The following is a 23467-nucleotide window of genomic DNA, read 5'->3' on the forward strand; positions in this document are numbered from 1 at the left end:
CAATGGCTTGTGACGGGGTGACCGGCCATGGCTTTCTGCGTTCTCGGCTCGGAAAGGCTGCGAAGGGCGGCGCATTGGGCCACGGTTTGACGCGCCGCGCAAGAGAGGTCGAGGGCCCGTAGTGATTGCGGGACCGGGGCAGCCGACGTTTGATGGCCCCGATGACCCCGCTCGATCGCGTCGCCGCCGTGGCGGCACTCCTCGCCGCGCTCCTGGCCTGCAAGAGCAAGTCGGAGCCAACGCCGCCCCCGCCTGTCTCGACCGCGCCGGTGGCGACCACACCCGGAGTGTGTCCGGGTGGCGCCAGCATGGACCCGGGGCAGGGGGAGTTCCGTCCGGCCGTGACGGCGTTCAAGGACAAGGACTACAAGACCGCGCAGCGCCTGCTCGAGCACCTGATGAAGCAGTACCCGAACAGCGCCACGGTCCGGGTCTGGCGCGGCGACGCTTCGCTGTTCGACAAGACCGTGAAGGAGAGCGAAGGCGCCGATGCTTCGATCGAGTTCTACGAAGCGGCGGAGAAGCTCCACGACAAGGGCTGTGTGTTGCCCGAGTACGAGCACTACTACCTGCGCATGGGGATCTCTTACGCGCTCTTGCGCAAGCGATCGGCCGACGACGCCATTCGGCACCTCGGCATCGCCAAGAAGAACTGGGACAGCAGCGCCGAGGCTTTTTATCACTCGGCGCGCGGGTACTGCCTGAAGAGCGACGTCGACCAGTGTGTGTCGAACTTCGAAAAGGCGCTGGAAATAGCCAAATCGCTCCGACGTCCCAAGTTCTTGCGCTCGCACAACTCGTTGGATGATTGGATTCGCCGCTCGCGCACCCAGAGCGAGTTTGGTCCGCTGCGCAAGGATCGCCGCTACAACGCCATCATCAAGAAGATGAAGGACGACGGCTGAGGGCGTCGGGGAGCGAAGCTCACTTGCAGTTGCCGCTGACCGCGAACTCGACCCGTGCATCCGGCGAGTCGTGGTCGTCCAGGTAGAACTCCCACGCAAACAGGCCTTCCGGCAGCGGGCCGTAGTCCTGACTTCCGAGCGGCGGTCCCAGCTGCTCCCAGCTGATCTTGTGGTCGCCCTTGCCGGGCGCCACGTTGCTGTACTCGAGGATCTCGTCGGACTGGGGCTCCGTCAGATCCCAGGACAGGTAGCTGTTGCTGTTCAGGTCTCGGAGCACCGGAGTCAGAATCGTGTCGTCCTTGAACGAGAGCATCTCGACGAAGACCCAGTAGTGATTGGGCGTCGCACCGTCGAGCTTGGTCGGGCGGACGCAGCCATCCTTTGGCAGACGTCGCCCGTCGCCGTCGAGCGAGACGTAGGCGTCCTTGATGTGAGCGGATTCGCAGCCCGTGACCCCTGCGAGCGCGAGCAGGGCGAGGGTGACGAAGGAGCCGAAGCGCATGGCAGGTCAGAGCGTACACGGGCCACTGCCCCGGGTGAAGCCTCGCGTGAGGCTTGCGGCGGGGCTCGGACCCGGGCAAATCCGCCGAGGTGAGCGACCGACTCTCGAAGGCATCCCGCTTCGCGCCCTGGGCGCTCGCGCTGCTCGCGGCGGTCGAGGCGCTCTCGACGCTGCTCTGGAGGTGAGGTCTTGGACCGGCGCGCTCGGCTCGGCCTCGTCCTCTACGCCTGCGGCGTCTACGCGGCCGCGCTCGTGTTCTTCGTGGTCCTGTCGCGATACACGGCACCGGCGGGTGCCGAGCTGTCGACCCTCGGCGGCATCGAGCAGAGCACGGAGCTGATCAAGCGGGTGGCGTCCCGCGGGTTGTCGCAGCTGTTTCTGCCCGAGCAGCGCGCTCGGCTCGCGGCCGGCCCGCTGCTGCTGCTCGGCGCGTGGTCGAAGCTCAGCCTCGGGCGCATCGGTATCGTCGACAGCTTGACCGCGATGCGTTTGCCCTGGCTCGCGCTCGGCGCTCTCGCACCGCTCTCGCTCTATCTCTTGCTGCGGCCATCCCGCGGCCGCGCGCTCGCCAGCGTCGGGGCCCTGCTCTTGTGTGTGCTGCCGCGCTTTGCTCACTCGGTGGTGGTGCTGGCGGAGGGCGCGCTCGTCGCTTCGATGTTCTGTGTGGTGCTCGCGGCGCACGTTCGCGCGCTGGGCCCGGCGCACCTGCGTGAGCCCGGTGCACGTTGCAGCAGCGCGTGGGCCGTCTTCGGCGCGCTCGCACTCGGGGTCGGGTCGGCGCTGTCGCTCGGCACGCTGTGGGTGCTCGCGGTGATCGTTCCGCACTTCGTCTGGCTGAAGCAGAGTGGGCGGGTGCGCGCGCTCAGGGCGGGCGGAGTGCCGCTGCCGGCGCTGCTCTTGTTTGCGCTGCCATTGGCCCCGGTCGCGCTCCTGGTGCTGTCGCCGTCGCTCTGGCGCGCGAGTCCAGCGCTGGTCGCCCGGGTCCTCCTCACACCGCTCGCGCCCAGCATCACGCCCGGCAATTTCGGCGGGAAGCTCATCGAGCGCCCGCCGGTTCCCGGCGCCTTCGCCCTCGCCCAGCTGGCGCAGACCCTGCCGTTTGCGCTGATGCTGGCGGTGCTGGTGGGGTTTTGTGTGATCATCCACGGCCACCTGGCCCGGCGTTTTGCGGCGGGCACCCTGCGTCCGAGGCGGGATCGTCACGCGCTCGGCGCACTGGCCGTCATCGGCTGCCTGTTCGCCGTGGTTGGCCCGCCGCTGACCCCGGAAGTGCTCACCACATTTCCGCCGCGGGTCGAGCTCGCGCTGCCGTTCATCGCGCTCCTGGCGAGCTTCGGTCTCGGTTGGCTCGCCGTGCGCACCGGCTCCGTCCGCCGTGCGCGTGTGTTCCACGTCGTCGTGCTCGTGTGTCTCTCGCTCGGCGCGCTCGGGCAGACCGCGACCGTAAGCGCCAGCGTCAATCCGCTCGTGGGCGGAACACGGCGCGCGCTCGCGGCGCGTGCGCTTCCGCTCGGCGACGGCAGTGAGCTCGGCGCACTCGTGTCCGCCATCGATGGGCTGGGGCGACCGAGCGTGACTCTCACGGCGCCGCCCGACGTCTCGCCGGAGCTCTGGCGCCTGCTCCTCGAGGCCCGCCGCATGCGGACGCGCGTCACGCTCGAGCCCCAGGGCGAGCTGACGCTGGTGCGCGGTCGTGCAGAGTCCGGCCGTGCCATCGGTGAAGTGCGGCGCAACGGTGCGGTGCTCTGGAGCCTGATGCGGACCTCGGGTTGATGCGCGTGCGGCCGCGGCGAGGCGCGCCTCAGCGCATCAGGTGGACGCTGACCTGCACATCACCGCTGCCGCGAGCCAGCCTCACGCGCACGGTCCAGGTCGTACCCTCGGCAAAACACACTGGCCCCCGCGGTCCGAGCAGCGCAACCGAGCCCGGCAGGGTGTCGACTGCTTGGCGCTCGCCGCGCTCGTCCACGAGCTCCAGGGTCACGTCGCTGGTCGGGTCCTCGGCGACGGCCAAGATGCGCGCGCAGCCCGCCGTCTTGGGCAAATCCACCCGGAATTCGCCGCCAGATTTCAGCGTCTTGGTCGGACCCAGGGGGAGGGAGCCCGGCGCGCACGCCTCGCTCACCCGGCTGTGGCGTTCACTCATCGAGCCGGTCGTCCCGCTGCCGGCGTGGCAGCCTTCCCCCAGCCAGCGAGGGGGAGAGCCCTCCGCCGATGCGGCTCTGCTCGGTGCCGCGGATGCGGCGACGCTGGGCGCGGGGCTCGCGTCGGGAGGGGCGGGCGAGCGGGTGCATGCCAGAGACAGCGCGGCCGCGACAAACGCCACGAGGCGAGCTTCCGAATCGGGAGCTCGCCTCTGGGGCTGTGCCGTGAGGTCTGGTCGGGAGGAGCCCTGGTTCAATGGGCAGCCTCCGCGAGCGCGGTCACTTCTTCTTCTTTTTGGCGTTCCACTGATCTTCGGTGCGGTTGCGCGAGCCCATGACGGCCTCGTCGGCAGCGTACTTCACTTCACCGGTGACCATCGAGCCCGGCACGGGGAGCTTCGGCACGATCAGGAGCTCGAGGTTGAGCTGGGTGTTGTCGTCGTCGATCTTCTTGATGCGCCACCAAGCATCCATACGCTTGACGTTGCCCTTGACCATGTGGCCTTCGAGGACCTCTTCGCCATTCACGGTCTTGAGCGGCTCGAAGCGCACGACAGCCCAGATCTTGGCTGCGCCCTTCAGGATCGGCACCTGCAGGTAGACGTCCGTCTTGTCGCCGTTGCGGCCCACGACCTTGGCCTTGTCGAACTTGGAAATGAACTTGGAGTAGTTTCTGAAGTCGCTGACCGTCTTCTTGACGCTGGCCACGGGGGCCGCGATGTGGACGCGCGCCGCGCCGGCCTTGGTGGAGCTGTGCTCGGTCTCGACTTCGTAGCGCTCCGAGTCCCGGCTCTTCATCAGGCGCTTCGCTTCTTCGCTGGGCTCCGCGCTGGCGCCCGCCGCGAACAGCGTCCAGCTGAGCATGGCCAAGAACATCATCAGCGTGCGTCGCGTCTTCATCTACAGCCTCTCCCTCGGCGAGAATGCCTCACCTGCCTCATACGCCCGGAAAACGAAATTGCTTCCAGGATGGCCATCTCGGCGGATTTCGTAAAGTTCGACGGCCACGAACGCCAGAGGGTGCACGCATCGTGCCGCGCGCGGCCTCGGCTCGGCCAAGCCCTGTGGTCTCGGGCATTTGACTCGAATTCAGCGCGGCGCAGGCGCGGACCCGGCCCTGCCAATTCGATCCGACGAAGCCGGTTGTTTACGGTGAGTGGGCCAGCACTGCCACACCCCTGCCGCCGCAGCCGCCCCGGAGGCTCGGTTTTGCGCGCCGCCCTACACAAGCTGGCCGGCGCGGAGGGCGCGTGCTCCAATGGCATTCATGCGCGCGTTGATTCGCACTCTTCGAAGTTTGGCCGTGCTCGCGGCTCTGGCGACCCCCGCAGGTGCCCAGCCCAAACCCGCGGATCCGCCCGCGCCCGCCAAGACGCCGTCCAAGGCGGACGACAAGGCCGAAGCGGCGAAGGACGCCGGGGGTGATGCAAAGGCCGAGGACGAAAAAGACAAGAAGCCGACGCTGACTCCCGGTTACTCGTGGACCGACAAACCGGCGAAAAAGGGCAAGTGGCGGCCACGCAAGCGGGTGAAGTTCGACCCCAACACGCCGATCGCGACCTATCCCGGGTTTCGCATGCTCGCGGACGGCTCGAGCCAGGTCTGGGTCCAGGTCACACGCAAGGTGAGCGTCACGGCGCCCAACACCTCCGGCATGCCGACCTTCGTTTTGGCGGGGGCTCAGGTCGCGGTCCACAACAACACGAACGCACTGGTCACGGAGTACTTCGACACGCCACTGGCGCGCGCCAAGCTGAAGGCCGACGCGGGTGGGGCGCAGTTGGTGCTCGAGCTGCGCGAGAACGTGACGGTCAAGCAGCGGATCGTGGATGGCCCGCGGGGCAGCATGGTGCTCTACATCGACCTGCCCAAGGCCCAGAAGTCCTACTCGGAGCGCAGCGACTTCGTGCCCGAGGCGCGCGTCTCCAGGACTGGCAAGACGCTCCCGCCCAAGGGCGGCAGGTCGGGCCGAACACGCAGCTCGAAGCGCGGCCCCAGTCAGTGAGCCCCGAGCGCTGGGCGTGACGGCTCGTGCCGCTGGCGTCCTCTTGTTGGCGACGCTCGCCCTGACGTCGGGGCGAGCGCGCGCTGATGATGCCGCGCCAGCTCGCGCCGAGTACTGGGTCGACTTCGAGGCCGGCAAGGTCGAGCTCGACCCGGAGCTGAAGCTGCTAGCGCTGTCCGAGCACGTGACGATCCGGGTCGATCGCTACCGGTTGACCAGCGAGCGCCTGACGCTGCGCCGAACGGCCCGCGGCGTGGAGCTCGACGGCACGGGTCGTGTTGCATTCTGCCGCTGTCCGAACGCGCCGGTCAGTTTCGGATTCTCCCGGGCCATCGTCGCGCCGCCGACCGATCTGTTCGTCGAGGACGCCACACTTCGCATCGATGACGTGCCCGTGTTCTGGTCTCCGATCCTCTGGCTCAGGTCGCCGGATCGCGTGGGCCTGCTCGCGCCGCGGGTTGCTTGGCGTGGCGCTGACGGACTCCTCGTGGGCAGCGGTGTGCACTTGCCGCTCGGAGGGCGACGCGGTGCGACCCTCTCGGCGCTCGACGTGTTCGGCGCGGGGTACCTCGCGGGGGGCGTCGATCTCGAGACGCGTCTCACGACCCCCGCGACGACGACCAAGGTGCGTTGGGATCACCTGCAACACAGCCTGCTGTCGGTCGACGCACATGGCTCCGTGGCCGGCCGAACGGGCGCGGTGGGGGCGTTTCGCGTCGACGCCATCCGGGGCGCGCGCGGCCTCGAGGCCACGCGCGAGCTGGAGCCCGCGACGCGGCGGTTCGATCACGCGCGCGCCGCGGTCGGCACGAGCGGTGGCGGCTTCGTTGGCTCGTTTGGAGCGATCGGGATCGGCAGGCGAGGCGACGCCATCGACGCGCCCGCCGCGCTCGGGCCCTTGGCGGGTTTGGGATTTGGTACCGCCCTCGGCGCCGGCGCGAGCCTGGATGGTTTTGTTCACGGCGGCACCCTGGCCGAGCGAGGTGAGGCCAGCATCAGCCTCGTGTCCGAGCACACCACTCTGCGGGCCGACACCGGGCTGGGGCCGCTCTCGCTCGCCGTCGTGTTCGATCAAGACGCGAGCTTCTGGGGGCGGGAGGCCGCTTCTGCGGGGGCCGTGTTCGCGGGCGCCCGTGCCGCGCTGGGTCTACCGCTCGTGCGGGTGTTCGGCGACGGCCCCGATCCTGTCGTGCATCGCGTCGAGCCGCTGGCAGATCTCGGAGTGCGGGTGCTCGAACGGCGCGGGCAGACCTCCGCGCCGGCCGCGACCTTCGACGAGCTGAACGCGTCGCGTGTCGGGCTCGCGTCCCTTGGAGTGCGCAGCGCGCTGGGGCGTCGCGGCGCACGTGAGGCCATCGAGCTCGATGCTCGCGCGGGCAGCGTCGGCGAGCTCGGGGCTGACGCACCCCGACCTGCGGCCGCGGCGCTCCTGGCGGCGGACGGCGAGTGGATGGGGGCTTCCACCGAGACGGCCGCCGGGCACGACGTCGAGCAGGAGCTGCACTCATCGGCCCGGCTGCGAGTCGGTCGAGTCGATGGTCTGCACCTCTCGAGCTACGTCGCGGGCAGCCTGGCGAACGAGCCGGTGAGCGCCCGGGCCCTCGTGACGGATCACTTCGGTGCGCCGTTGACGAGCTACCTCGATCGTCCGGGCTGGTCTGCCGGCACACGCCTGGGTGTTCCGTGGACACGCGTGCTGTCGACCGAGCTCGGCGCGGACGCGGACGTGACCCGCGCGCGGGTGCTCGCGTGGCGCGCCGCCATCGGATATCGCCATCCGTGTGGGTGTTTTTCCGTGCTCGGGCAGACCGGCCAGAGGCTGGGACGCGAGGGCGTGGACGCCGAGGTGACCTTGGATCTGATGCCGTGAGCGGCGTGCCGCCGTCGCGCGCCGTGGCGAGACCGGCTACGCTGCGGGGGTGAGCGACGCGGAGCCGAGACCGAGCGAGCCCCCGCAGTCTGCCGGACAGCGGAGTGTGGCCGGGTCGACGGTGGTGATCGCGGACGACGACCGCCTCACGCGGGAGCACCTGGCAGTGTTGCTCCGGCGAGCGGGTTATTCGGTCGAGGCCATGGCCGACGGCCAGGCCGTGATCGAGCGTGTGGGCAAGGGCGGTGTCGATCTGGTCCTGCTCGACGTGTTGATGCCGCGTATGTCCGGGCTCGAAGCGTGTCGGATCATCAAGAGCCTGTCCGCCGAGGCGTTCTTGCCTGTGGTGCTGCTCACGGTGCGGAGCGACACCCAGAGTCGGGTCGATGGGCTACGCATTGGTGCGGATGACTACGTGGGCAAGCCCTTCGACGAGCGGGAGCTCCTGGCTCGCGTCGAGGCCATGTTGCGCATCAAGAAGCTGCATGACCAGGTGGCCCGTGCCCGCGCCAAGCTCGAACAGCTGAGTGTGCACGACGAGCTCACGGGGCTCTACAACTACCGCTATCTCCACACGCGCTTGGGCGAAGAGTTCAAGCGCGCCGAGCGCTATCACGACCCGCTCGCATGTGTCGTCATCGACGTCGACCAACTGTCCGCACTGAACGAGGCCGGGGGCCGAGGGCTGGGTGACAACGTCGTCAAGGGTGTGGCCGAGGTGGTGCGACGGAGTGTGCGCGAGGTCGACGTGATCGCGCGCTTTGGTGGCGACGAGTTCCTGCTGGTCTTGCCGAGCACACACTTTGCCGGATCGGTCACCGTCGCCGAACGGATCTGGCGCGACGTGACCGAGCGGCCATTCTTCGGTGACGAGACCGGCCCGATGCGGGTCACCCTCTCGGTGGGGGTGGCGCTCTATCCCTCGCGAGACGTGCGCTCGAAGGACGCGCTGCTCCGGGCCGCGGACTCCGCGCTGCACCAGGCCAAGCGCGACGGGGGCAACCGCATCTGCGTCTTCCAGCAGCACGGCTACGTCTACACGCCCGTGGTCGGCCAGAGCGCCCGCGAGACCGCCGAGGACCGCGGTCCACGCTCCGCCCGCCGGTCCCACCCCTCCAGCCTCCCGCCGCCGTCGGAGTCTCGCACGCCGTCCAGTCCACCGAGCCGCCGCCGACCCTTGTCCGACCGGCCGACGATCAAGCGGAGTTGAGCCGAGCCGCGGCCGAACGGGCTCGGTCGTTTCTCCAATCGACCCGGCTTCGGCTACGCTGCTCGACCATGCGACGCCTGACCGGACTCGTGCTCACGTGCGCGTGCCTCGCGTCGCAGCCGGCCCTGGCCGACGACAAACCTCCGCCCCGGGTCAACCCCCAGGCGAAGGCGAGAGTTTCGGTCTACACACTCAGGCGCTGCCTGGAGCTGGCGGAGCTCAACTATCCCAAGGTCGGCGAAGCGCGGGCGCGTCTGCGACAGAAAGAAGCGCAGCTGTCCCAGGCGTACACGGCGCCGTTCAGCGAGTGGACGCTGACCGGCGGCGTTGGGCCGGCTCCGACCGTGCGAGGTACCAGCGTCTACAGTCCCAACACGGACGTGGCGCTCACCTCCAACATGGCGCTGGCCTGGCAGATGGGCATCGACGGTGTGGTCCCGCTCTGGACCTTCGGCAAAATCACGAACTTGTGGGACGCCGCGGACGCGCAGATCAAGGTCGGCGTACACGAGGTCAAAAAAGAGAAGAACGACGTCAAGCTGTCGGTGCGCAGGGCATTCTACGGTGTGCAGCTGGCGCGGGATTCGCTGAGCCTGGTGCGCGACGCGGCCCGGCAGATCGACAAACACATGGGGCGCCTCGAGGCGCGGGTGGCGACCGGCGACGGGGACGACATCGAGCTGTTGAAGGTGAAGATGTACCGCGCCGAGCTCGAAGCTCGGGAGAGCGAAGCGGAGAAACAGGAGCGCATCGCCCTCGCGGGTCTCAGGTTCTTGACCGGGGTCAAGGGCGGGCTCGATATTCCGGATCGCCCACTGGTGCGAGTGCCGCACACCCTGGCCCCGCTCGGACGTTACCTGGACGCCGCGCGGTTGTTTCGGCCCGAGGTGAACATGGCGCGGGCCGGCGTGCTGGCGCGCCAAGCTCAGGTGCGCCTCGAGCAATCGCGCTATTTCCCGGACCTGGGTCTGGCCCTCAGCGCGCGCTACGCGCGGGCTCCGGAGGTCACCAACCAGACGAATCCGTACGTCAGCGACAGCGCCAACCGATTCCTGTACGGCGCGGCGCTGGCGCTCAAGTGGAAGCTCGACTTCTTGCCCCAGAGTGCCCGGGTTGCTCAGGCGCGGGCGCAGCTCGAGGAAATTCGCGCGACCGAGCGCTACGCCCTGGGCGGAGTTGGGACCGAGGTCGAGCAGGCCTTCGCCGAGGCCGCGGACGCGGGAAAACGCGTCGACGCCTACACACGCGCGCAGGGTTACGCGCGGCAGTGGTTGATCAAGGTGCAGCAAGGCATCGATGTCGGCACCTTCGACGACGAGGACATCGTGGCGCCGGCCAAAGAGTACGCGCTCAAGCGCTTCTCCCAGCTGAGCGCAGTCTACGAGTACAACATCGCGATCGCGAAGCTGTCTCAAGCGACCGGTTGGGACTCGATCGCTCCGGTCGAGTGAGCGGAGCAGAGCCGCCTGCCACGGGGAGGCACGCGCCTCCCCGCCCCAACGAAGTGAATTGTTGGGGCCCCACCCCACGCGGGCCGGCTTCGCCGGCTTGCGCCAGGCCAATTTTTGGACAGCTCTTCAGACGTTCAACGCGCGCAGGCGCACGTCGTTTTCGTCCAGCCGCTTCTCGATGCCGGCCAGCCCGTTGTTGATCGACTCGTTGATCATCTGGATCAGGGTCGGCAGGCTGCTCTTGAGCGCCTCGTAATAACGCTGCCGTTCTGTGGAGTGGATGATGGCCGGGGGGTAGCCCGCGCGCAGCAGGATGATCGTCATCAACATGCGCGCGACCTTGCCGCTGTCGTTCGAGAACGGGAACACCCTCAAGAGGTCGTAGTGCACCCGCGCTGCGATGCGCACCGGGTGTTTGATCTTCTTCGGCTCCGGACCGTTCAGCCAGTCGATGACCTGTCGGACCTTGTAGGCGATCTTGTCCGGCGGCGCGTACTCGTGGAAGTACAGCCGGTGTTGGGGGATGTCCTTGCGGTACTTCAGGTTCTTGAGATCGCCGTCTTCCGGGTGAAGCGTCAGGTAGAGCTTCTTGAGCGTATCGACCGTGATCGGCGCGCGCTTCTTGTCGCCCAGGTCGCGCACCAGCGCGAGCGCCTGTCGGTGACGCCGGATCTCGTCGACCACGGGTTGCAGGCTCGAGTCGGAGACCACGGTGACCCCCGGGTCGATGGCGGTGCGCAGCTCTTGGTAGGTGTAGACGACGCCTTCGAGCGCGCTGTCGTGATAGACCCACGACATCTCGAGGCTCTCCGCGTACTCGTCGCGGAAGTTCTGGTCGGTCTCGCCGAGGCGCTTCTGGACCAGCACGTAGCGGTCCTCGATGGCCTGGGGGATCGGCTCCTTCGGGGGCGGCGGAGGGGGCGGGGGCAGGAGCGGCGGCGGCACCGGGCGTATCAGCGCCGGGCGCGACTGGCGTCCGCCCTCCAACCGCCGGGTGGTCCCCGCTTGGTTCGGAATCGCGTCGGGTCGGTAGACACGGGTGGTCGATGCGCGACCAGCGCCGGCCCTCTGCGCGCGCTTGGTGGCGCGAGCAACGCGACCTTCGAGCGCGCGGCGCGCGGCCTCGCGCTCGGCCCGCAGTCGCTCGCGTTCGACCTCTTTGGCCTTCCGATAGGTCTCCCGCTCGGCGTCCCGGCGCGCGCGCTCTTCGTCCTTGATGCGGCGAGCCTCTTCGCGAATGCGCTCACGTTCGGCCTCGCGCTCGAGGCGCTCGGCTTCTTTTGCCCGGCGTGCTTCGTCTTTCTCGCGCTGACGCTCCGCTTCTCGCGCCTTGCGCTCCGCCTCTCGGGCGGCCGCCAGCTCTTTCTGGGCGCGGGCGCGGGCTTTCTCGCGCTCCTTCTGGGCTCGTTCGCGCTCCTTCTGGGCTTGGGCGCGCTCGCGCTCGCGCTCTTTCTGGGCGCGCTGACGTTCCTTCTGGGCCTGGGCGCGCTCGCGCTCGCGCTCTTTCTGGGCGCGCTGGCGCTCCTTCTGGGCCTGGGCGCGCTCCCTCGCTCGCTCGCGACGCAGGGCTTCGGCGCTCGGTTTGCCGGATTTCGCCCGGGGTTTCTGCGCCGAGCGGCTCTTCGTTTTGGCGGCCTTGGAGGGCGCCTTCGCCTTGGACCGGGTCGGGGCCGCTTTGCCCTTCTTCTTGGGCTTGGCCGCCTTCGCCTTGGCCTTGCCCTTGGCCGGCCTCTTGGCCGGCGCCGGAGGCTTACGCCGTACCTTCGCCTTCGGCTTGGCCGTCACCCGGGACTTCTTCTTCCCGATTTTGTTGGTTTTTTTCTTTGTGCGGGCCGGCATTGCCGAAGCCTCGGCCGCAGGCAGAGCGGGTCATGCGCTGCGGAAAAAGTCGGCCTGAAAGCTAGTCGGCCCGGACGCTTTTCGTCAACAGGCTTCGTGCGGCCAGGCCCGGCTTCGACCCGTCAGCCGGTCGGGAAGTAGTCCGGGAAGAGCTCGCTGTTCTCGAGCACTCCTTCCCGGGCGGTGAGGATCTCGCAGCCGGTCTCGGTCACCAGCACGGTGTGCTCGAACTGCGCGGACAACGAGCCGTCGGCGGTGACGGCGGTCCAGTCGTCGTCGAGGACCTCGATCTCCCAACCGCCGACGTTGATCATGGGTTCGATGGTGAAGGTCATGCCGGCCTTGAGTCGGATCCCTCGGCCCCAGGTGCCGTAGTGGCTGACCTTGGGCTCGTCGTGAAACTGGCGCCCGATGCCGTGGCCCACGAAGTCCCGGACCACGGAGCAGCCGTGGCCCTCGGCGAACTCCTGGATCGCGGCGCCGATGTCCCCGAGGCGACCCCCGGCGCGGACCTGCGCGATCGCGAGCGCCAGGCAACGTCGCGAGACCTCGGTGACACGGATTGCGTCTTCACTCGGCTTGCCAATGTAGAAGGTCGCGGATGTGTCGCCGTGGAAGCCCTTGTAGAGGTGGGTGACGTCGACGTTGATGATGTCGCCGTCCTCGAGCACGCGTTCACCCGGGATGCCGTGGCACACGACCTCGTTGAGGCTGGTGCACACACTCTTCGGGAACCCCTTGTAGTTCAGCGGAGCCGGACGCGCCCCGCGTCGCAGCGTGTCTTCATGCACGAAGCGATTGATGTCTTCGGTGGTGATGCCGGGGCGAAGCATGCCGCCGACGAGCGACAGCGTCTCCGCTGCCAGGCGACAGACCTCGCGCATGGCGTCGATCTCGCGTGGTCCTTTGATCTCGACCGATCCCGTACGAAAACCCATGATCTTCAACGTCCGAACGCTCCCAGAAGTCGCGCTTGCTCGATGGCTCTTAGCACACGTTCATTGTCGGCCTCGATGTGCCACCGCAGGCTGGCCTGGCCGCTCTCGTTGAAGTGTTTGTAGAGCACGATCACCGATTTGCCCACTAGCTCGTCTGCGCTTGCTTTGAGGGCTGCAAAGCTGGGGTTCGTCACGCGAATGCTGAGCACGAGCCGCTCGTTGACGCTGGGGCCCTTGAGCGCGTCGCCTACCGGGGCCAGCTCCAACGAGTAACTCTCGGAGCCGCCAGAGTTGTCCGCGGTCAGCGTGGTCACCCGGGCGCGAACGATCCCGTCGGCGAGCGCGGCTCGGCGCCCGGTGGGTTCGCTGGTGTCGACCAGCGCCCCGAACACCTCCGCGCCGAGCCGGTCGTCGAGCAGTGCAGCTTCCGCCGCACCGTACGGGGGCAGCGGGCCCGCAGCCGGGTCCCGAGCGGCGGAAGCAGCGGGCACGCAGGACGCGGCGGCGAGCACCAGGAGCGCCGCGAGGCGGGGCAATGAAGCGGACATTTGGGGGGCGAAGCCTGGGGGCGAAGGAGCTTGCTCCATCGTTTGTATCGGTCCAACGTCTAAAGCCAGAGCAGTGGCTTGAGCACGGCCGTTTTTCGGTGCTAGCGTCCGGCCACTCTGCTTGCTGACCCATCAAGGATTTCGGGAGGATAGCCAATGAAATTCCGCACCGTCGGGATGCTCGCGACCGTTACTTTCGTTGCCTTCGGCCTGGCGGCTGTCCCTGCCGCAGCGGAGGGGAAGGGCAAGCCCGCCGCCAAGGGCAAAAAGACGGAAGAGCCCGCGCCAACGGGCCCCGCGAAGATGAAAGGTACGCTCGGTCTGAGCCCGAAGGGCCTGTCCTGGGGCACCAGCCTCGAGGCTTTGGCCAAGGTCTACGACAAGGTCTTCGACAAGGAGTTCATGCCGCTCTACAAGAAGGTCCAGCCCGGACCTTCGATGGACGCCCTCGACAACGAGGTTGCGGACAAGAAGAAGCTGCTCCGCCGCAACAAGATCATGTTCGGTGATCTGCCGACGGGCGTGGACTACAGCGCGCTCAAGGGTGAGTACACCTACAACAACAAAGAGAGCATGACGAAGCTGACGCTGCGGACCGGCGTCACTCGCAACTTCTTCTTCTTCGACGACAAGCTGTGGAAGGTCTACGACGAACACAAGCTGCGCAAGGGCGGGCCGTACGGCGAGACCTGGGAAGAGGCGACGGAGCTCTTGACCAAGCGCTTTGGCGCGGCCCCCTTCAAGGTCGAGGCCGACTACGCGAAAGGGCGGAATTTCGAGGAGCTTCAGTGGACGGACGGCACGACGGTGATCCGCGCGATCAACCGCGCGCCGGTGATTGCGCTCGTCTATCAGGACGCGACGATCTTCTTCAATCTGGCGAAGTACCGGCCGAACAAGCCGAAGAATCCGCACGCCCTCGACAAGGACGTCGCGGCCGCCACGGCCAAGCCGCCGCCGCCCGAGGAGAAGAAGCCCGATCCGAAGAACAAGAAGAAGGGCAAAGGCGGCAAGTAGCCGCGGCGTCCTTCAGCCGTCGAGCCGTTCGGCGCCATTCGGAACGATGACGCCGGAAGAAATCACGACCTGCGCGTGCGGCGCCACCGCTCGAATCGCGGGCTCGATGATGTGGCGCCGGGCCAGGGCGTTGCCGGGGCAACCCGCGTAGCGCCCAGCCAGGTGCAGGGTGACCGTCTCGTCTTCGGCCCGGACGAGGTAAATCACGCCACCATCCGCCCGGATGAGGGGCGCCAGCACCTCCCGCACGACCCGCAGGATTTCATCGCGAGCGCCCATCAAGGAAGGCGAAGCTACCACGGCGCTTGACCTGCCTCCTACCCTTACTCTACGTTCCCGCGCCCGCTACCGGCCGGACCTGTCGACCGGAGGGAGCGCCGCCTGGCGCAGGCCTGGCCGGGTGCTACCGTTTGCAGGGTCCGGGCGACCCAGAATTCGAAGTTTCAGAGGACACCATGGTTACCATCCGTCTTGCCCGACACGGCACCAACAAAGCGCCGTTCTACCGCATCGTCGTCACCGATCACCGCCATCCCCGCGACGGCCGTCACATCGAGAACATCGGCACCTTCGACCCCAGGAAGACGCCGGTGCGATTCGAGTTGAACCGCGCGCGGCTGGCCTACTGGACTGAGCGCGGTGCCCGCCCCTCGGACACGCTGACGCAGCTCATCAAGCGCAATCCGGTCCCCGCCGCCGTTCAGTGAAGCTTCGGGTCCGAGTTCGCTTCGAACTCCTCCATTTCCTCCCAGTACTTTTTCGGGCGTGTCTCAAGCGACCCGCCAGCGATCCCCCCGGAGCGGTTCACCCATGGCTCTCAAGGAACTGATTACGACCATTGCACGGGCGCTCGTCGATGAGCCTGACGCCGTCGAAGTGACCGAGATCGAAGGCGACCACAACTCGTTGATCGAGCTGAAGGTGGCCAAGAACGACATCGGCAAGGTCATCGGCAAGGACGGCCGCACCGCCCAGTCGATGCGCACGATCCTGACCGCGGCCTCGACGAAGCTGGGCCGTCGCGCCCATCTCGACATCGTCGATTGAAGACCGTCGAGCTCGGACGCGTGCTCCGGCCGCACGGACTCCGCGGCGAGCTGAAGGTGCGCCTGCATTTCGACGGCAGCGGCACGCTGACCCAGGTTCAAGAGGTCGAGCTCGCGTGCAGCAGCGGGCCGCGCCGCTTCGCCATCGAGTGGGTGCGGCCCGGTACCGGCTCGGTGTTGCTCAAGCTGGTCGGGGTGGATGACCGCGACGCGGCCGACCTGCTGAAGGGGGCGGCGCTCTCAGTGCCCAGAAGTGCGCTTCCGGAGCCGGAACCGGGCGAATACTACCTCTCGGATCTGATCGGGGCCGAGGTGGTCGACCCGGATGGGACGATCGGCGAGGTGGTCGAGGTCCGCTCCCACCCGAGCGTGGTGTGCATCGCGGTCCGTCTGCCGGACGGGCAGGTGCTCGAACAGCCGCTCACGGCGCCCTGGCTGGAAGAGGTCGATCTGGAGGCGGGGCGAGTCATCCTGTCGAGCCGAGAGGGAATGGTGTGACTCGATGCAGATCGGCGTGGTGACGCTCTTCCCGGAGCTGTTCGCCCCGTTCCTGGCGACGAGCTTCGTCAAACGCGGCATCGACGCTGGGCAGCTCGCGGTGGTGCTGGAAGAGCTGCGCCCTCACGGCTTGGGCAAACACCTCTCCATCGACGACACCCCCTACGGCGGTGGCTCGGGCATGGTGATGCGGGTCGACTGCGTGGTGGCTGCGATCGAGGCGCTCGAACAGCGCATGGGCGGTCGCGCACACCGAGTGCTCCTGACGCCGCAAGGGGAGCGCCTGGCGCAGGCGCACCTGCAGGCGTTTACGTCCCGGGAGCGTGTGCTCTTCGTGTGCGGGCGCTACGAGGGGTTCGACGAGCGCATCTCGAGCTTCGTCGATCAAGAGCTCTCGCTCGGGGACTTCGTGCTGACGGGCGGCGAGGTGGCGGCGATGGCTGTCATCGAGGGCTGTGTGCGGCTCTTGCCTGGCGTGCTTGGCAACGCGGACTCTCCCCGCGAAGAGTCCTTCAGCGCGGGTTTCGGCGGCGTGCTCGAGTATCCGCAGTACACGCGGCCGGCAGAGTTTCGAGGCCATGGGGTGCCGGAGATCTTGAAGACCGGCGACCACGCGAAGATCGCAGCTTGGCGTCGCGAGCAGGCGCTGTCGCGCACGCGAGCGCGCCGCCCGGATCTATTGACGGACGAGGACGAGTCGTGAGGCGGGTTGCCCTGCTCCTGGCTCATCACCCGGTGCTCGATCGGCAGGGTGCCATCGTGACGACGGCCATCACGAATCTCGACTTGCACGACATCGCCCGGAGCGCGTTCACCTTCGACGCGAGCCACTTCTTCGTGGCTCACCCCATCGCAGCTCAGCGTGAGCTGGCGGAGCGCGTGCGCGAACACTGGATCAACGGCAGTGGTGCGCGACGCATCCCGGATCGCAAACCGCCGATGGAACGCCTGCGGGTCGTCGACTCCCTGGACAGCGCCCTGGCTGAGCTGCCCGGCGCGGAGCTGTGGGTGACCAGCGCGCGCCCGCTGCCGGGTGCCGTTGCTTTCGCTGACGCGCGGGCGCGCCTCGGCGAGGCCGGGGGCCCCGTGCTCCTGGTGTTCGGCACGGGGTGGGGGCTCGCGCCGGCAATCGTCGAGCGGGCCGCGCTCTGCTTGGCTCCGATCGAGTCACCGCGGGCGGACGGGTTCAATCACCTGAGCGTGCGCGCCGCTGCTGCAATCGCCTGCGATCGCTTGCTCGGCCGGCGGTGAGGGCGGACAGACTGCGGGTCGGTGTGCCCGGGCGCGACCACTCGACGATCGGCGGCTCCACGAGCAGGCCGCCGGGGCGCGCACGCCTCAGCTCGACGAGCGCCACTCGCGCGGGCTCCGACGCGAACGCATGCACGAAGCACAGACGCTTGGGGACCAGGCCGCGGGTCTCGGCCAGAGCCAGCAGGCGCCCGAGGCTGCGCGCCGGGTAAACGAACACCGCGCGCGAGCGGCTGTGGTCGAGCGCGTCGGCCGTTGCTTGCACGAACGGCTCGAGGCAGCCGGCTCGCGCGTCTTCTCGCCCCGTTACTCCCGGACGCCGCTCCCCCGGCTCGAAGAACGGGGGATTGGAGACGACCAGGTCGTGGCTGCCAGAGAGAGCGCGCGGCAGGCCGCCCGCCAGATCGAGCGTGAGCGATTGGCCCGCGATGCCCGCGCGCGTCAGGTTCCTGTCCGCGAGGTCGCTCATGCGCGAATCTTTGTCGACGAGCGTGGCGCGGCTCACCCCGCTGAAGCGGTGCACCGCCAGGGTCACGACGCCGACGCCGGCGCCGAGGTCGAGCAGCGCCGCGACCTGTCGCCCGCGCGTGGCGAAGGCGCCGAGCCACAGTGAATCGACGTTGAAACGGTAGCCCTGGCGCGGCTGTTCGACGACCAACGCGCCGCCAAACAGCGTGTCGGTCGTCGTCTCGACCCTGTCAACGTGGCCACGTGCGGGTCCCACCTCCGCTCAGGGAACCTGGAACGGGCGAAGTCCGCGCAGCGTGACGCTGGTCACGCTGTTGGGAAACACTCGCACGTCGAAGTAGCCCAACGAAACCAGCTTGGGTTTGTCGCCGTCGGGAACGAGTCCCGTGCCCGCGACCCGGGTGTACGAGCCGTCGGCACCGCCCACCTTGATGTCGAGGGCCGTGTAGAGGCCGGTGCGACCGGTGCCAACTTCTCGCCGACTTCCGTCCGGCAGCGGATCGTCCTCGCTGTCGTTGAAGTACTCGAGCGCGAGCCGCTCCTGGGAGATGTCGACGCGCGCGAACTGCAACCGCACGTTGTCGCAGTCGTGGGCCTCGCCGCCGATCGCGCCGTTGCCATCGGTGATGGTCTTGCCGATGGCGACGGTCGGAATGGTGCCGAAATCGTCCTCCGCCAGGGCGCGGATCTTGTGGGTGTAGGTCCCCGCCGACGCGTCGTAGTCCGGGTCGCCGTCGTGAATGTAGAGGTTGTAGGTGTAGAGCGGCGACCAGCCAGGCCCGTAGGTCTTGATCATCAACTCGGTGTTCATCGGCAGATCGGGGTACTCGTACGCGCGATCGAAGCGCACCTTGTCGCTGCAGGAGTCCTTCACCGGCGTATCGACCCGCGGCATCTTGTCGGTCACCTCGACGGGCTTGCCGATCAGCTGATCGAGCGCGCCGTCCGTGGCTGGATTTCCGGTGCGCTTGACCGTGTAGATCTCGATGATGACGCCACCGTGCGCGCTGGTGGCGGGGCAGTTGGCGCCTTCGGCGCACCACGCGGCCCCTTGGGTGTTCACCAGGTCGAACTCACCGCACCCGCCATTGGCGAACGGCCGCAACTCGCCGACCAGCTTCGCCTTGGCGCTGCTGGTGGCGGGCTTCGCCGGGTAGCTGTCCGGATCGAAACACTTCAGGTTCGGAGGCGCACCGTTGGGATCGGAGTACTCGACGGTGTCCGTCGTGCGAACCAGGTATTTGCTCGCCGCGGAGTTGCCGGGGGTGCCGACCATCACGCAGCAGCTGTCGATGGGACGCCCGCAGATGGCGTCACCCTGGCAGGTGCTCTGGCAGAAGTCGTCGTTCGCCGGGCGAGTCGAGCCCTTGCAGACGCCTTCGCCGTTGTTGGTGAAGTCGGAGTTCCCGCCGCCCCCGGTGCCGCTCGGAGCGGGGTTCTTGTCGTCGGAGCAGCCGACCGACAGGGTTGCGAGCAGACACAGGGCGGATTTCGTCAAAAAGCGAGTGACACTCTGCATGGACCACCTCTTTGGGGGCGGACGGAGCCGCCGCCCGCATGAAGAAACCCGCGTCCCCCTCGTCAGACGGAGCTGCGGTCGCCTGAAACGTAGCGAAAAATGCCCGCCACCGCATGCAATTTGGGGCGTACCCGGGTCAATCTTCAGCGTCGGCCCTGGAGCGCTGCCAGGATTGGTGGCAGATTCGCCCCCAAACCGGGCCGGGCGGCGCCGGCAGACGGGCAGAGTGTCGGGTGAGCATGAAGGGAAACGGCAACATGAGGGGGATCTGGCTGGGTATCTTGGCGGTCGTGTTGACGACGGGCGCCGCGGCTGCGGACGATCTGAAGGCTCAGGCGAAAAAGCCGCCCAAAGATCCGGCGGCCGCCCTGGAGCTCGGGCGTTCGCTGCGCCGCGCGGGAGAGTTCGACGATGCCGTTCGAGTGTTGCGCGGCGGGGCGCTGCGCGCCAAGGGCGAGCTCTCGGTTTCCTTGCGCTACGAGGCTGCGCGGGCGCTGATCGCAGCGAGCAAGCAGAAGGACGCACTCAGGGAGTGCCAGGGCATCAAGGCCTTCGACGCGGTGAAGTCGAGCTCGTGCGTGGCCGAGGCGCACCTGCTCTGGAAGCGCGCTTCGCTCGCGCTGCCTGCGGCAGAGGCTGCCATCGCGTCGAGCTCGAGCGCGTACGAGGCGCTGGTGGCGAAGGGGCGTGCCCTGCGCATGCTGGGGAAGAACGCTGAATCCGACGCCGCGTTTCGGGCTGCCATCAGCAGCGACGCGGGGCGCTTCGAGGCGCATCTGTATTTCGCGGAGCTGCTGCTCGGCATGGGGAAGGCCTCCGAGGCCGTCGCCGAGCTACGCAAGGCTCACGCGGGCGCGCAGGACGAGCCGGAGCCTCTGCTCGGTTTGGCCGAGGCGCTGCCGGCGGGCTCCGAGGCTGCCGACCTCCTGAAAAAAGCGCTGGCGATCCGCCCCAAGTATGGCGCCGCGCAGGCTCGCCTGGGTGAGGTGATGCTGGAGCTCGGCAAGGTTGCGGACGCCGAGGCGGCCTATCGCGCGGCGATTGGCATCAACGCCAAGGTCGCGGATTGGCAGGCGGGGTTGGCCGGTGCGCTGATTGCCAAGGGCAGCTTCGACGAGGCGCTGAAGGTGGCTGCCACCGCCCTCAAGCTGGTCAGCAATCACGCCATGGCCAAGCTGGCCGAGGCCGATGCCATTGCGGGCAAGGGTGACATCGATCTCGCGATCGAGGCCTTCGAGAAGGCCGCGAGCTACTCGCGCAGCAACCCTCAGCCGCTGATGCACGCTGCGAAGGCCTGCCTGGCGCAGAACCGGCCGACCACCGCCCGGGCGTTTGCGGATCGCGTGACGCAGTCGTTCGCGGACTTCGCTCCCGGCTGGGTGCTGCTCGGTGACATTGCGCTGGCGAACAAAGACAAGTCTGCGGCGAAGGCCGCCTACAAAAAGGCGATGACCGCCAGCGCCGGCACGATCGACAAGGCCAGCGTCAAGCAGAAGCTCGCGGCCATCAAGTGACGGGTTCGGGCGCGCGTCCCCCGAAGGGGCTCGCGCCCGGCAGCGCATTTTGGCGGCGTCTTGCCCACGCGGGCGCGCGCCATGGTCCCGATTTCTGGCTGCACTGGAGCCCGCCGCTGTTTGGTCTGGCCTTCGCGCTGGCGCTGCCCGAAAAGCGGCGACGCGTCCGGGGCAATTTGCGCAGCGTGCTCGGGCGCCGCGGCGCCATCGAAGAGCAGCTCGACGTCGCGCGGACCTTCGTCAGCTACGCGAGTTGTTTCGCCGAAGCACTGGGCGGCGCGCGGGGTGATGCGGACCGAGCCTCGCGGCGGCTCCGAGGTCCTGGGCTCGCGCCGCTCTTGGCCTCGGGCAGTGGGCTGATCGTGGCCACCGCTCACTTCGGTGCGTGGGATCGCGCCGCGGCGCTCCTGGCTCGGGACTTCGGCCGCCCGGTGCTCGTGGTGATGCAGCCCGAAGCGGACGCGGCGGCGCGAGAGCTCCACGATGCGGTGCGCGCGGAGTCCGGCGTGCGGGTGGTGCACGTGGGTGGGCACCCGCTCGATGGGTTGCCGCTCCTGCACCACCTGCGGGACGGCGGGATCGTCGCCGTGCAGCTCGATCGAGTGCCGGAGGGCGGGCGCGCGATCCGGGTCCCCTTCTTCGATCGAGTGCTGGCGGTGCCGGAGGGGCCGTTCGCGCTGGCTGGCATCGCGCGTGTCCCCCTCGTGCCGCTGTGGGTCCGGCGGTCCGGGTTTCTCGAGTACGAGCTCAATCCGGGGCCCGCGCTGCGCCTTCCCGAGCGACCTTCGGCGGAGGCTCTGCGTCGTGCGGCGGAGCAGGCCGTGCGGGCGCTCGAGCGTTCGGTCCGGGCGTGCCCGACCCAATGGTTCGACTTTGGGGCCTGAGCCTCGGCCATTGTGACGATCGTGCGCGGAGGTGGATTGGGGAGTGGCGCTCGGAGCGCGAGTTTGGCAATAAGAGGTCCCCATGCTGCTTCACGTCGGGACAGAGTCGCTTCGCGGCAACATCGGCTCGTATGCGCGCCACTTCGACCTGCTGGAGATCGCCGCCGAGAAGGGCCGGTTGCCGCGCATGGCACGCCTGGGCGAAATGAAGCGCGCGGTGAACCCGCAGTTTCTCTTCAGCGTGCGGCTGCCGCGGGTCGTGGCCACCCTCGAGTGGGGCGACGAGGCCGAGCAGGCGCTCGCCTATGCGCTCGAAGTGGCCGACGTGCTCGGGGCCGGCTTTCTGTTGCTGCAGACCGCTCCGCAGGTGATGCCGAGCGCGCGCACGAAGCGGCGTTTGGCGGAGCTGGTGGAGCGCATCCCGAAGTCGCGCCCGCTGGCCTGGGAACCGCGCGGGCTGTGGCAGGACGAAGACGCCGCGGCGACGGCGGACGATCTGGGCGCCGTGCTGGTGCGCGACGTGAGTCGTGAGACTCCGCCCGAGGGGCCGACGCTGTACACGCGTCTGCGCGCCCTGGGCCGCAGTGGAGTGTCGGTCGACGCCATCGAGCGCACCGCCGCTGCCGTGCTGGGAGCAGAGACCGCGTGTGTGTTGATCGAAGGCGACGGGGCGGCGCGGGCTGCGGCGACGCTGCGAAGGACGATCGGCGAGGTGCTCGAGGAGAGTGCGTCCGACGACGATGAAGACGACGACGACGACGACGAGGACGACGACGACGAAGCACGAGCCGACGGCTCGGACGACGACGGGGCTCCGGACGACGACGCTGCGGAGGAGGACGAAGGATGAAGCGGCGAGGGGCTGCCATCTCCAACGATCCGGTCGCCGCCGAGGCGGCGCGAGAGCAGCTGGCGGTGGGAGGCTCCGCGGTCGGGGCGGTGCTGGCCGGTTTTTTCGCGGCGGCGGGCGCTCACGCAGGAGTGTTGCTCGGACCGGTCTCGATCCTGGTGGGCGGTGTCGGAGTGGGCGCGCGGGCCTTCGACGGGCGCATGCGGCAGCCGGGGCAGGGGGCGAAGCGCCCGCGCGGCACGCTGCCGAGCGGCGAGGTTCCCGACGCGGCGCGCGTGGCGGTTCCGACGGCCATCACTGCGGCTGCGGTCGCGCTCGCGTCGGACGGTGAACGCAGCCTGGCGTCCCTGGTGAAGCTGGGCATCTCGCGCGCCGAACGGGGCGGCGCGGACGGGCGCGCCGGAGTGCTCAAGCTGGTGCGGAGCGCCGGGGCGGGCGCCTTCAACGACAGCAGCTTCGTGCGGGCGATGTTGCGCGTCGCCGGACCCAGCCAGGGTGGGCTGCTCTCGCCGGCCGATTTCGCGGCGGTGCCCGAGGTCGACACGGATGCGGTGGTCCGCACGGAGGCCGGCCAACGTTGGTTCGAGGTGCCGTGGGCGTCCGCCGCAAAGGGCATGGACGTCGGCGAGCTAGGCTCTGGCTGCGCCATCTGCGCCGTCGACGTGCGAAGGGTGTTCGCCGCGGTCTGTTACCGGCGCTTGGTGTCGGGGTTCACCATCGACGAGCTCGACCTCGAGGCGCCACTGGCAGCCGTGCCGGTGATGCGGGGTGTACCCCGCGTTGCCCCCGGCGCACGCATCGACGCCCCGGCGCCGCTCGCCCTCTTGACCGACGCGTCGGGCGTCGCCACCGAAATCGTGTCGGCCCCCGGCGCCTTGAGCCTGGGCGCAGGGGACTTCGAAGCGGCGACGCTGCGCCTCAGATGCCATCTCGCAACGGGCGAAGTGGACGTCGTCGCCGGCGGCTAGAGCCACGTCCTGTCGGCGCGCGAACGGGCGCTCCCGCTGC

At 68.5% G+C, this 23467-nt stretch carries 25 protein-coding genes; 16 read left to right on the forward strand and 9 right to left on the reverse strand.

The window, feature by feature from the left end:
• Positions 1-161: 161 nt before the first annotated feature.
• Complete coding sequence (locus tag IPI67_42065; GenBank protein ID MBK7586761.1) at positions 162-905, forward strand: hypothetical protein; 744 nt, start codon at positions 162-164, stop codon at positions 903-905.
• A 19-nt stretch (positions 906-924) separates the two neighbouring features.
• Here the strand turns inward: IPI67_42065 and IPI67_42070 are convergent, their stop codons facing one another.
• Positions 925-1407, reverse strand: coding sequence for a hypothetical protein (locus IPI67_42070; GenBank protein MBK7586762.1), 483 nt, complete (start codon positions 1405-1407; stop codon positions 925-927).
• A 189-nt stretch (positions 1408-1596) separates the two neighbouring features.
• On the opposite strand from IPI67_42070, the gene IPI67_42075 reads away from it, so the two are divergent.
• The gene (locus tag IPI67_42075; GenBank protein MBK7586763.1) at positions 1597-3180 is read left to right on the forward strand and encodes a hypothetical protein; all 1584 of its coding nucleotides are present in this window, start codon (positions 1597-1599) and stop codon (positions 3178-3180) included.
• Between the two features lie 28 nt (positions 3181-3208).
• On the opposite strand, the gene IPI67_42080 is transcribed toward IPI67_42075, so the two are convergent.
• Together IPI67_42080 and IPI67_42085 are read right to left on the reverse strand one after the other, a co-directional pair.
• Positions 3209-3553, reverse strand: a complete 345-nt coding sequence (locus IPI67_42080) for a hypothetical protein (protein ID MBK7586764.1) — start codon at positions 3551-3553, stop codon at positions 3209-3211.
• Between the two features lie 277 nt (positions 3554-3830).
• Positions 3831-4451, reverse strand: coding sequence for a hypothetical protein (locus tag IPI67_42085; GenBank protein MBK7586765.1), 621 nt, complete (start codon positions 4449-4451; stop codon positions 3831-3833).
• Between the two features lie 367 nt (positions 4452-4818).
• Here IPI67_42085 and IPI67_42090 point away from each other — a divergent pair, with 367 nt between their 5' ends.
• From IPI67_42090 to IPI67_42105, 4 genes are all read left to right on the forward strand, one after another.
• Positions 4819-5556 (forward strand): hypothetical protein, encoded by a 738-nt coding sequence (locus IPI67_42090; GenBank protein ID MBK7586766.1) that lies wholly within the window; start codon positions 4819-4821, stop codon positions 5554-5556.
• Positions 5557-5572: 16 nt separating this feature from the next.
• Positions 5573-7426, forward strand: coding sequence for a hypothetical protein (locus IPI67_42095; protein ID MBK7586767.1), 1854 nt, complete (start codon positions 5573-5575; stop codon positions 7424-7426).
• A gap of 106 nt (positions 7427-7532) precedes the next feature.
• Positions 7533-8636 (forward strand): diguanylate cyclase, encoded by a 1104-nt coding sequence (locus tag IPI67_42100; GenBank protein ID MBK7586768.1) that lies wholly within the window; start codon positions 7533-7535, stop codon positions 8634-8636.
• Positions 8637-8704: 68 nt separating this feature from the next.
• Complete coding sequence (locus IPI67_42105) at positions 8705-10087, forward strand: TolC family protein (protein ID MBK7586769.1); 1383 nt, start codon at positions 8705-8707, stop codon at positions 10085-10087.
• 126 nt (positions 10088-10213) lie between these two features.
• Here IPI67_42105 and IPI67_42110 read toward each other — a convergent pair whose 3' ends face one another.
• The 3 genes from IPI67_42110 to IPI67_42120 form a co-directional block, all read right to left on the reverse strand.
• On the reverse strand, positions 10214-11926 hold the full coding sequence (locus IPI67_42110) for a Fic family protein (GenBank protein ID MBK7586770.1): 1713 nt from the start codon (positions 11924-11926) through the stop codon (positions 10214-10216).
• Between the two features lie 122 nt (positions 11927-12048).
• Positions 12049-12864 (reverse strand): type I methionyl aminopeptidase, encoded by an 816-nt coding sequence (map, locus tag IPI67_42115; GenBank protein ID MBK7586771.1) that lies wholly within the window; start codon positions 12862-12864, stop codon positions 12049-12051.
• Between the two features lie 5 nt (positions 12865-12869).
• Positions 12870-13412 carry a hypothetical protein gene (locus IPI67_42120; protein ID MBK7586772.1) on the reverse strand — a complete coding sequence of 181 codons (543 nt, stop codon included), beginning with the start codon at positions 13410-13412 and terminating at the stop codon, positions 12870-12872.
• Positions 13413-13568: 156 nt separating this feature from the next.
• Here IPI67_42120 and IPI67_42125 point away from each other — a divergent pair, with 156 nt between their 5' ends.
• Complete coding sequence (locus tag IPI67_42125; GenBank protein MBK7586773.1) at positions 13569-14429, forward strand: hypothetical protein; 861 nt, start codon at positions 13569-13571, stop codon at positions 14427-14429.
• Positions 14430-14441: 12 nt separating this feature from the next.
• Here IPI67_42125 and IPI67_42130 read toward each other — a convergent pair whose 3' ends face one another.
• Positions 14442-14711 carry a NifU family protein gene (locus tag IPI67_42130; GenBank protein ID MBK7586774.1) on the reverse strand — a complete coding sequence of 90 codons (270 nt, stop codon included), beginning with the start codon at positions 14709-14711 and terminating at the stop codon, positions 14442-14444.
• A gap of 173 nt (positions 14712-14884) precedes the next feature.
• Here IPI67_42130 and rpsP point away from each other — a divergent pair, with 173 nt between their 5' ends.
• The 5 genes from rpsP (at position 14885) to IPI67_42155 (ending at position 17224) form a co-directional block, all read left to right on the forward strand.
• Positions 14885-15136 carry a 30S ribosomal protein S16 gene (rpsP, locus tag IPI67_42135; protein MBK7586775.1) on the forward strand — a complete coding sequence of 84 codons (252 nt, stop codon included), beginning with the start codon at positions 14885-14887 and terminating at the stop codon, positions 15134-15136.
• A gap of 103 nt (positions 15137-15239) precedes the next feature.
• The gene (locus IPI67_42140; GenBank protein MBK7586776.1) at positions 15240-15476 is read left to right on the forward strand and encodes a KH domain-containing protein; all 237 of its coding nucleotides are present in this window, start codon (positions 15240-15242) and stop codon (positions 15474-15476) included.
• Positions 15473-15973 (forward strand): 16S rRNA processing protein RimM, encoded by a 501-nt coding sequence (gene rimM, locus IPI67_42145; GenBank protein MBK7586777.1) that lies wholly within the window; start codon positions 15473-15475, stop codon positions 15971-15973. Before IPI67_42140 ends, rimM begins: the two co-directional genes overlap by 4 nt.
• A 4-nt stretch (positions 15974-15977) precedes the next feature.
• On the forward strand, positions 15978-16676 hold the full coding sequence (gene trmD / locus IPI67_42150) for a tRNA (guanosine(37)-N1)-methyltransferase TrmD (GenBank protein MBK7586778.1): 699 nt from the start codon (positions 15978-15980) through the stop codon (positions 16674-16676).
• Positions 16673-17224, forward strand: a complete 552-nt coding sequence (locus tag IPI67_42155) for an RNA methyltransferase (protein MBK7586779.1) — start codon at positions 16673-16675, stop codon at positions 17222-17224. The genes trmD and IPI67_42155 overlap by 4 nt, the downstream gene beginning before the upstream one ends.
• Here the strand turns inward: IPI67_42155 and IPI67_42160 are convergent.
• Positions 17160-17948: a methyltransferase gene (locus IPI67_42160; protein MBK7586780.1), complete on the reverse strand. Its 789-nt coding sequence runs from the start codon at positions 17946-17948 to the stop codon at positions 17160-17162. The two genes, IPI67_42155 and IPI67_42160, sit on opposite strands and share 65 nt — an antisense overlap.
• A gap of 6 nt (positions 17949-17954) precedes the next feature.
• The gene (locus IPI67_42165) at positions 17955-19211 is read right to left on the reverse strand and encodes a hypothetical protein (GenBank protein MBK7586781.1); all 1257 of its coding nucleotides are present in this window, start codon (positions 19209-19211) and stop codon (positions 17955-17957) included.
• Positions 19212-19468: 257 nt separating this feature from the next.
• On the opposite strand from IPI67_42165, the gene IPI67_42170 reads away from it, so the two are divergent.
• The 4 genes from IPI67_42170 (at position 19469) to IPI67_42185 (ending at position 23427) form a co-directional block, all read left to right on the forward strand.
• A complete protein-coding gene (locus IPI67_42170) occupies positions 19469-20725 on the forward strand; it encodes a tetratricopeptide repeat protein (GenBank protein MBK7586782.1) in 1257 nt (418 codons plus the stop codon).
• On the forward strand, positions 20722-21609 hold the full coding sequence (locus IPI67_42175; protein MBK7586783.1) for a lysophospholipid acyltransferase family protein: 888 nt from the start codon (positions 20722-20724) through the stop codon (positions 21607-21609). Before IPI67_42170 ends, IPI67_42175 begins: the two co-directional genes overlap by 4 nt.
• 82 nt (positions 21610-21691) lie before the next feature.
• Positions 21692-22459, forward strand: a complete 768-nt coding sequence (locus IPI67_42180) for a DUF72 domain-containing protein (GenBank protein MBK7586784.1) — start codon at positions 21692-21694, stop codon at positions 22457-22459.
• The gene (locus tag IPI67_42185) at positions 22456-23427 is read left to right on the forward strand and encodes a hypothetical protein (protein MBK7586785.1); all 972 of its coding nucleotides are present in this window, start codon (positions 22456-22458) and stop codon (positions 23425-23427) included. The genes IPI67_42180 and IPI67_42185 overlap by 4 nt, the downstream gene beginning before the upstream one ends.
• Positions 23428-23467: the final 40 nt, after the last annotated feature.

This window comes from Myxococcales bacterium, from assembly GCA_016706225.1.
Taxonomy (GTDB): domain Bacteria; phylum Myxococcota_A; class Polyangia; order Polyangiales; family Polyangiaceae; genus JADJKB01.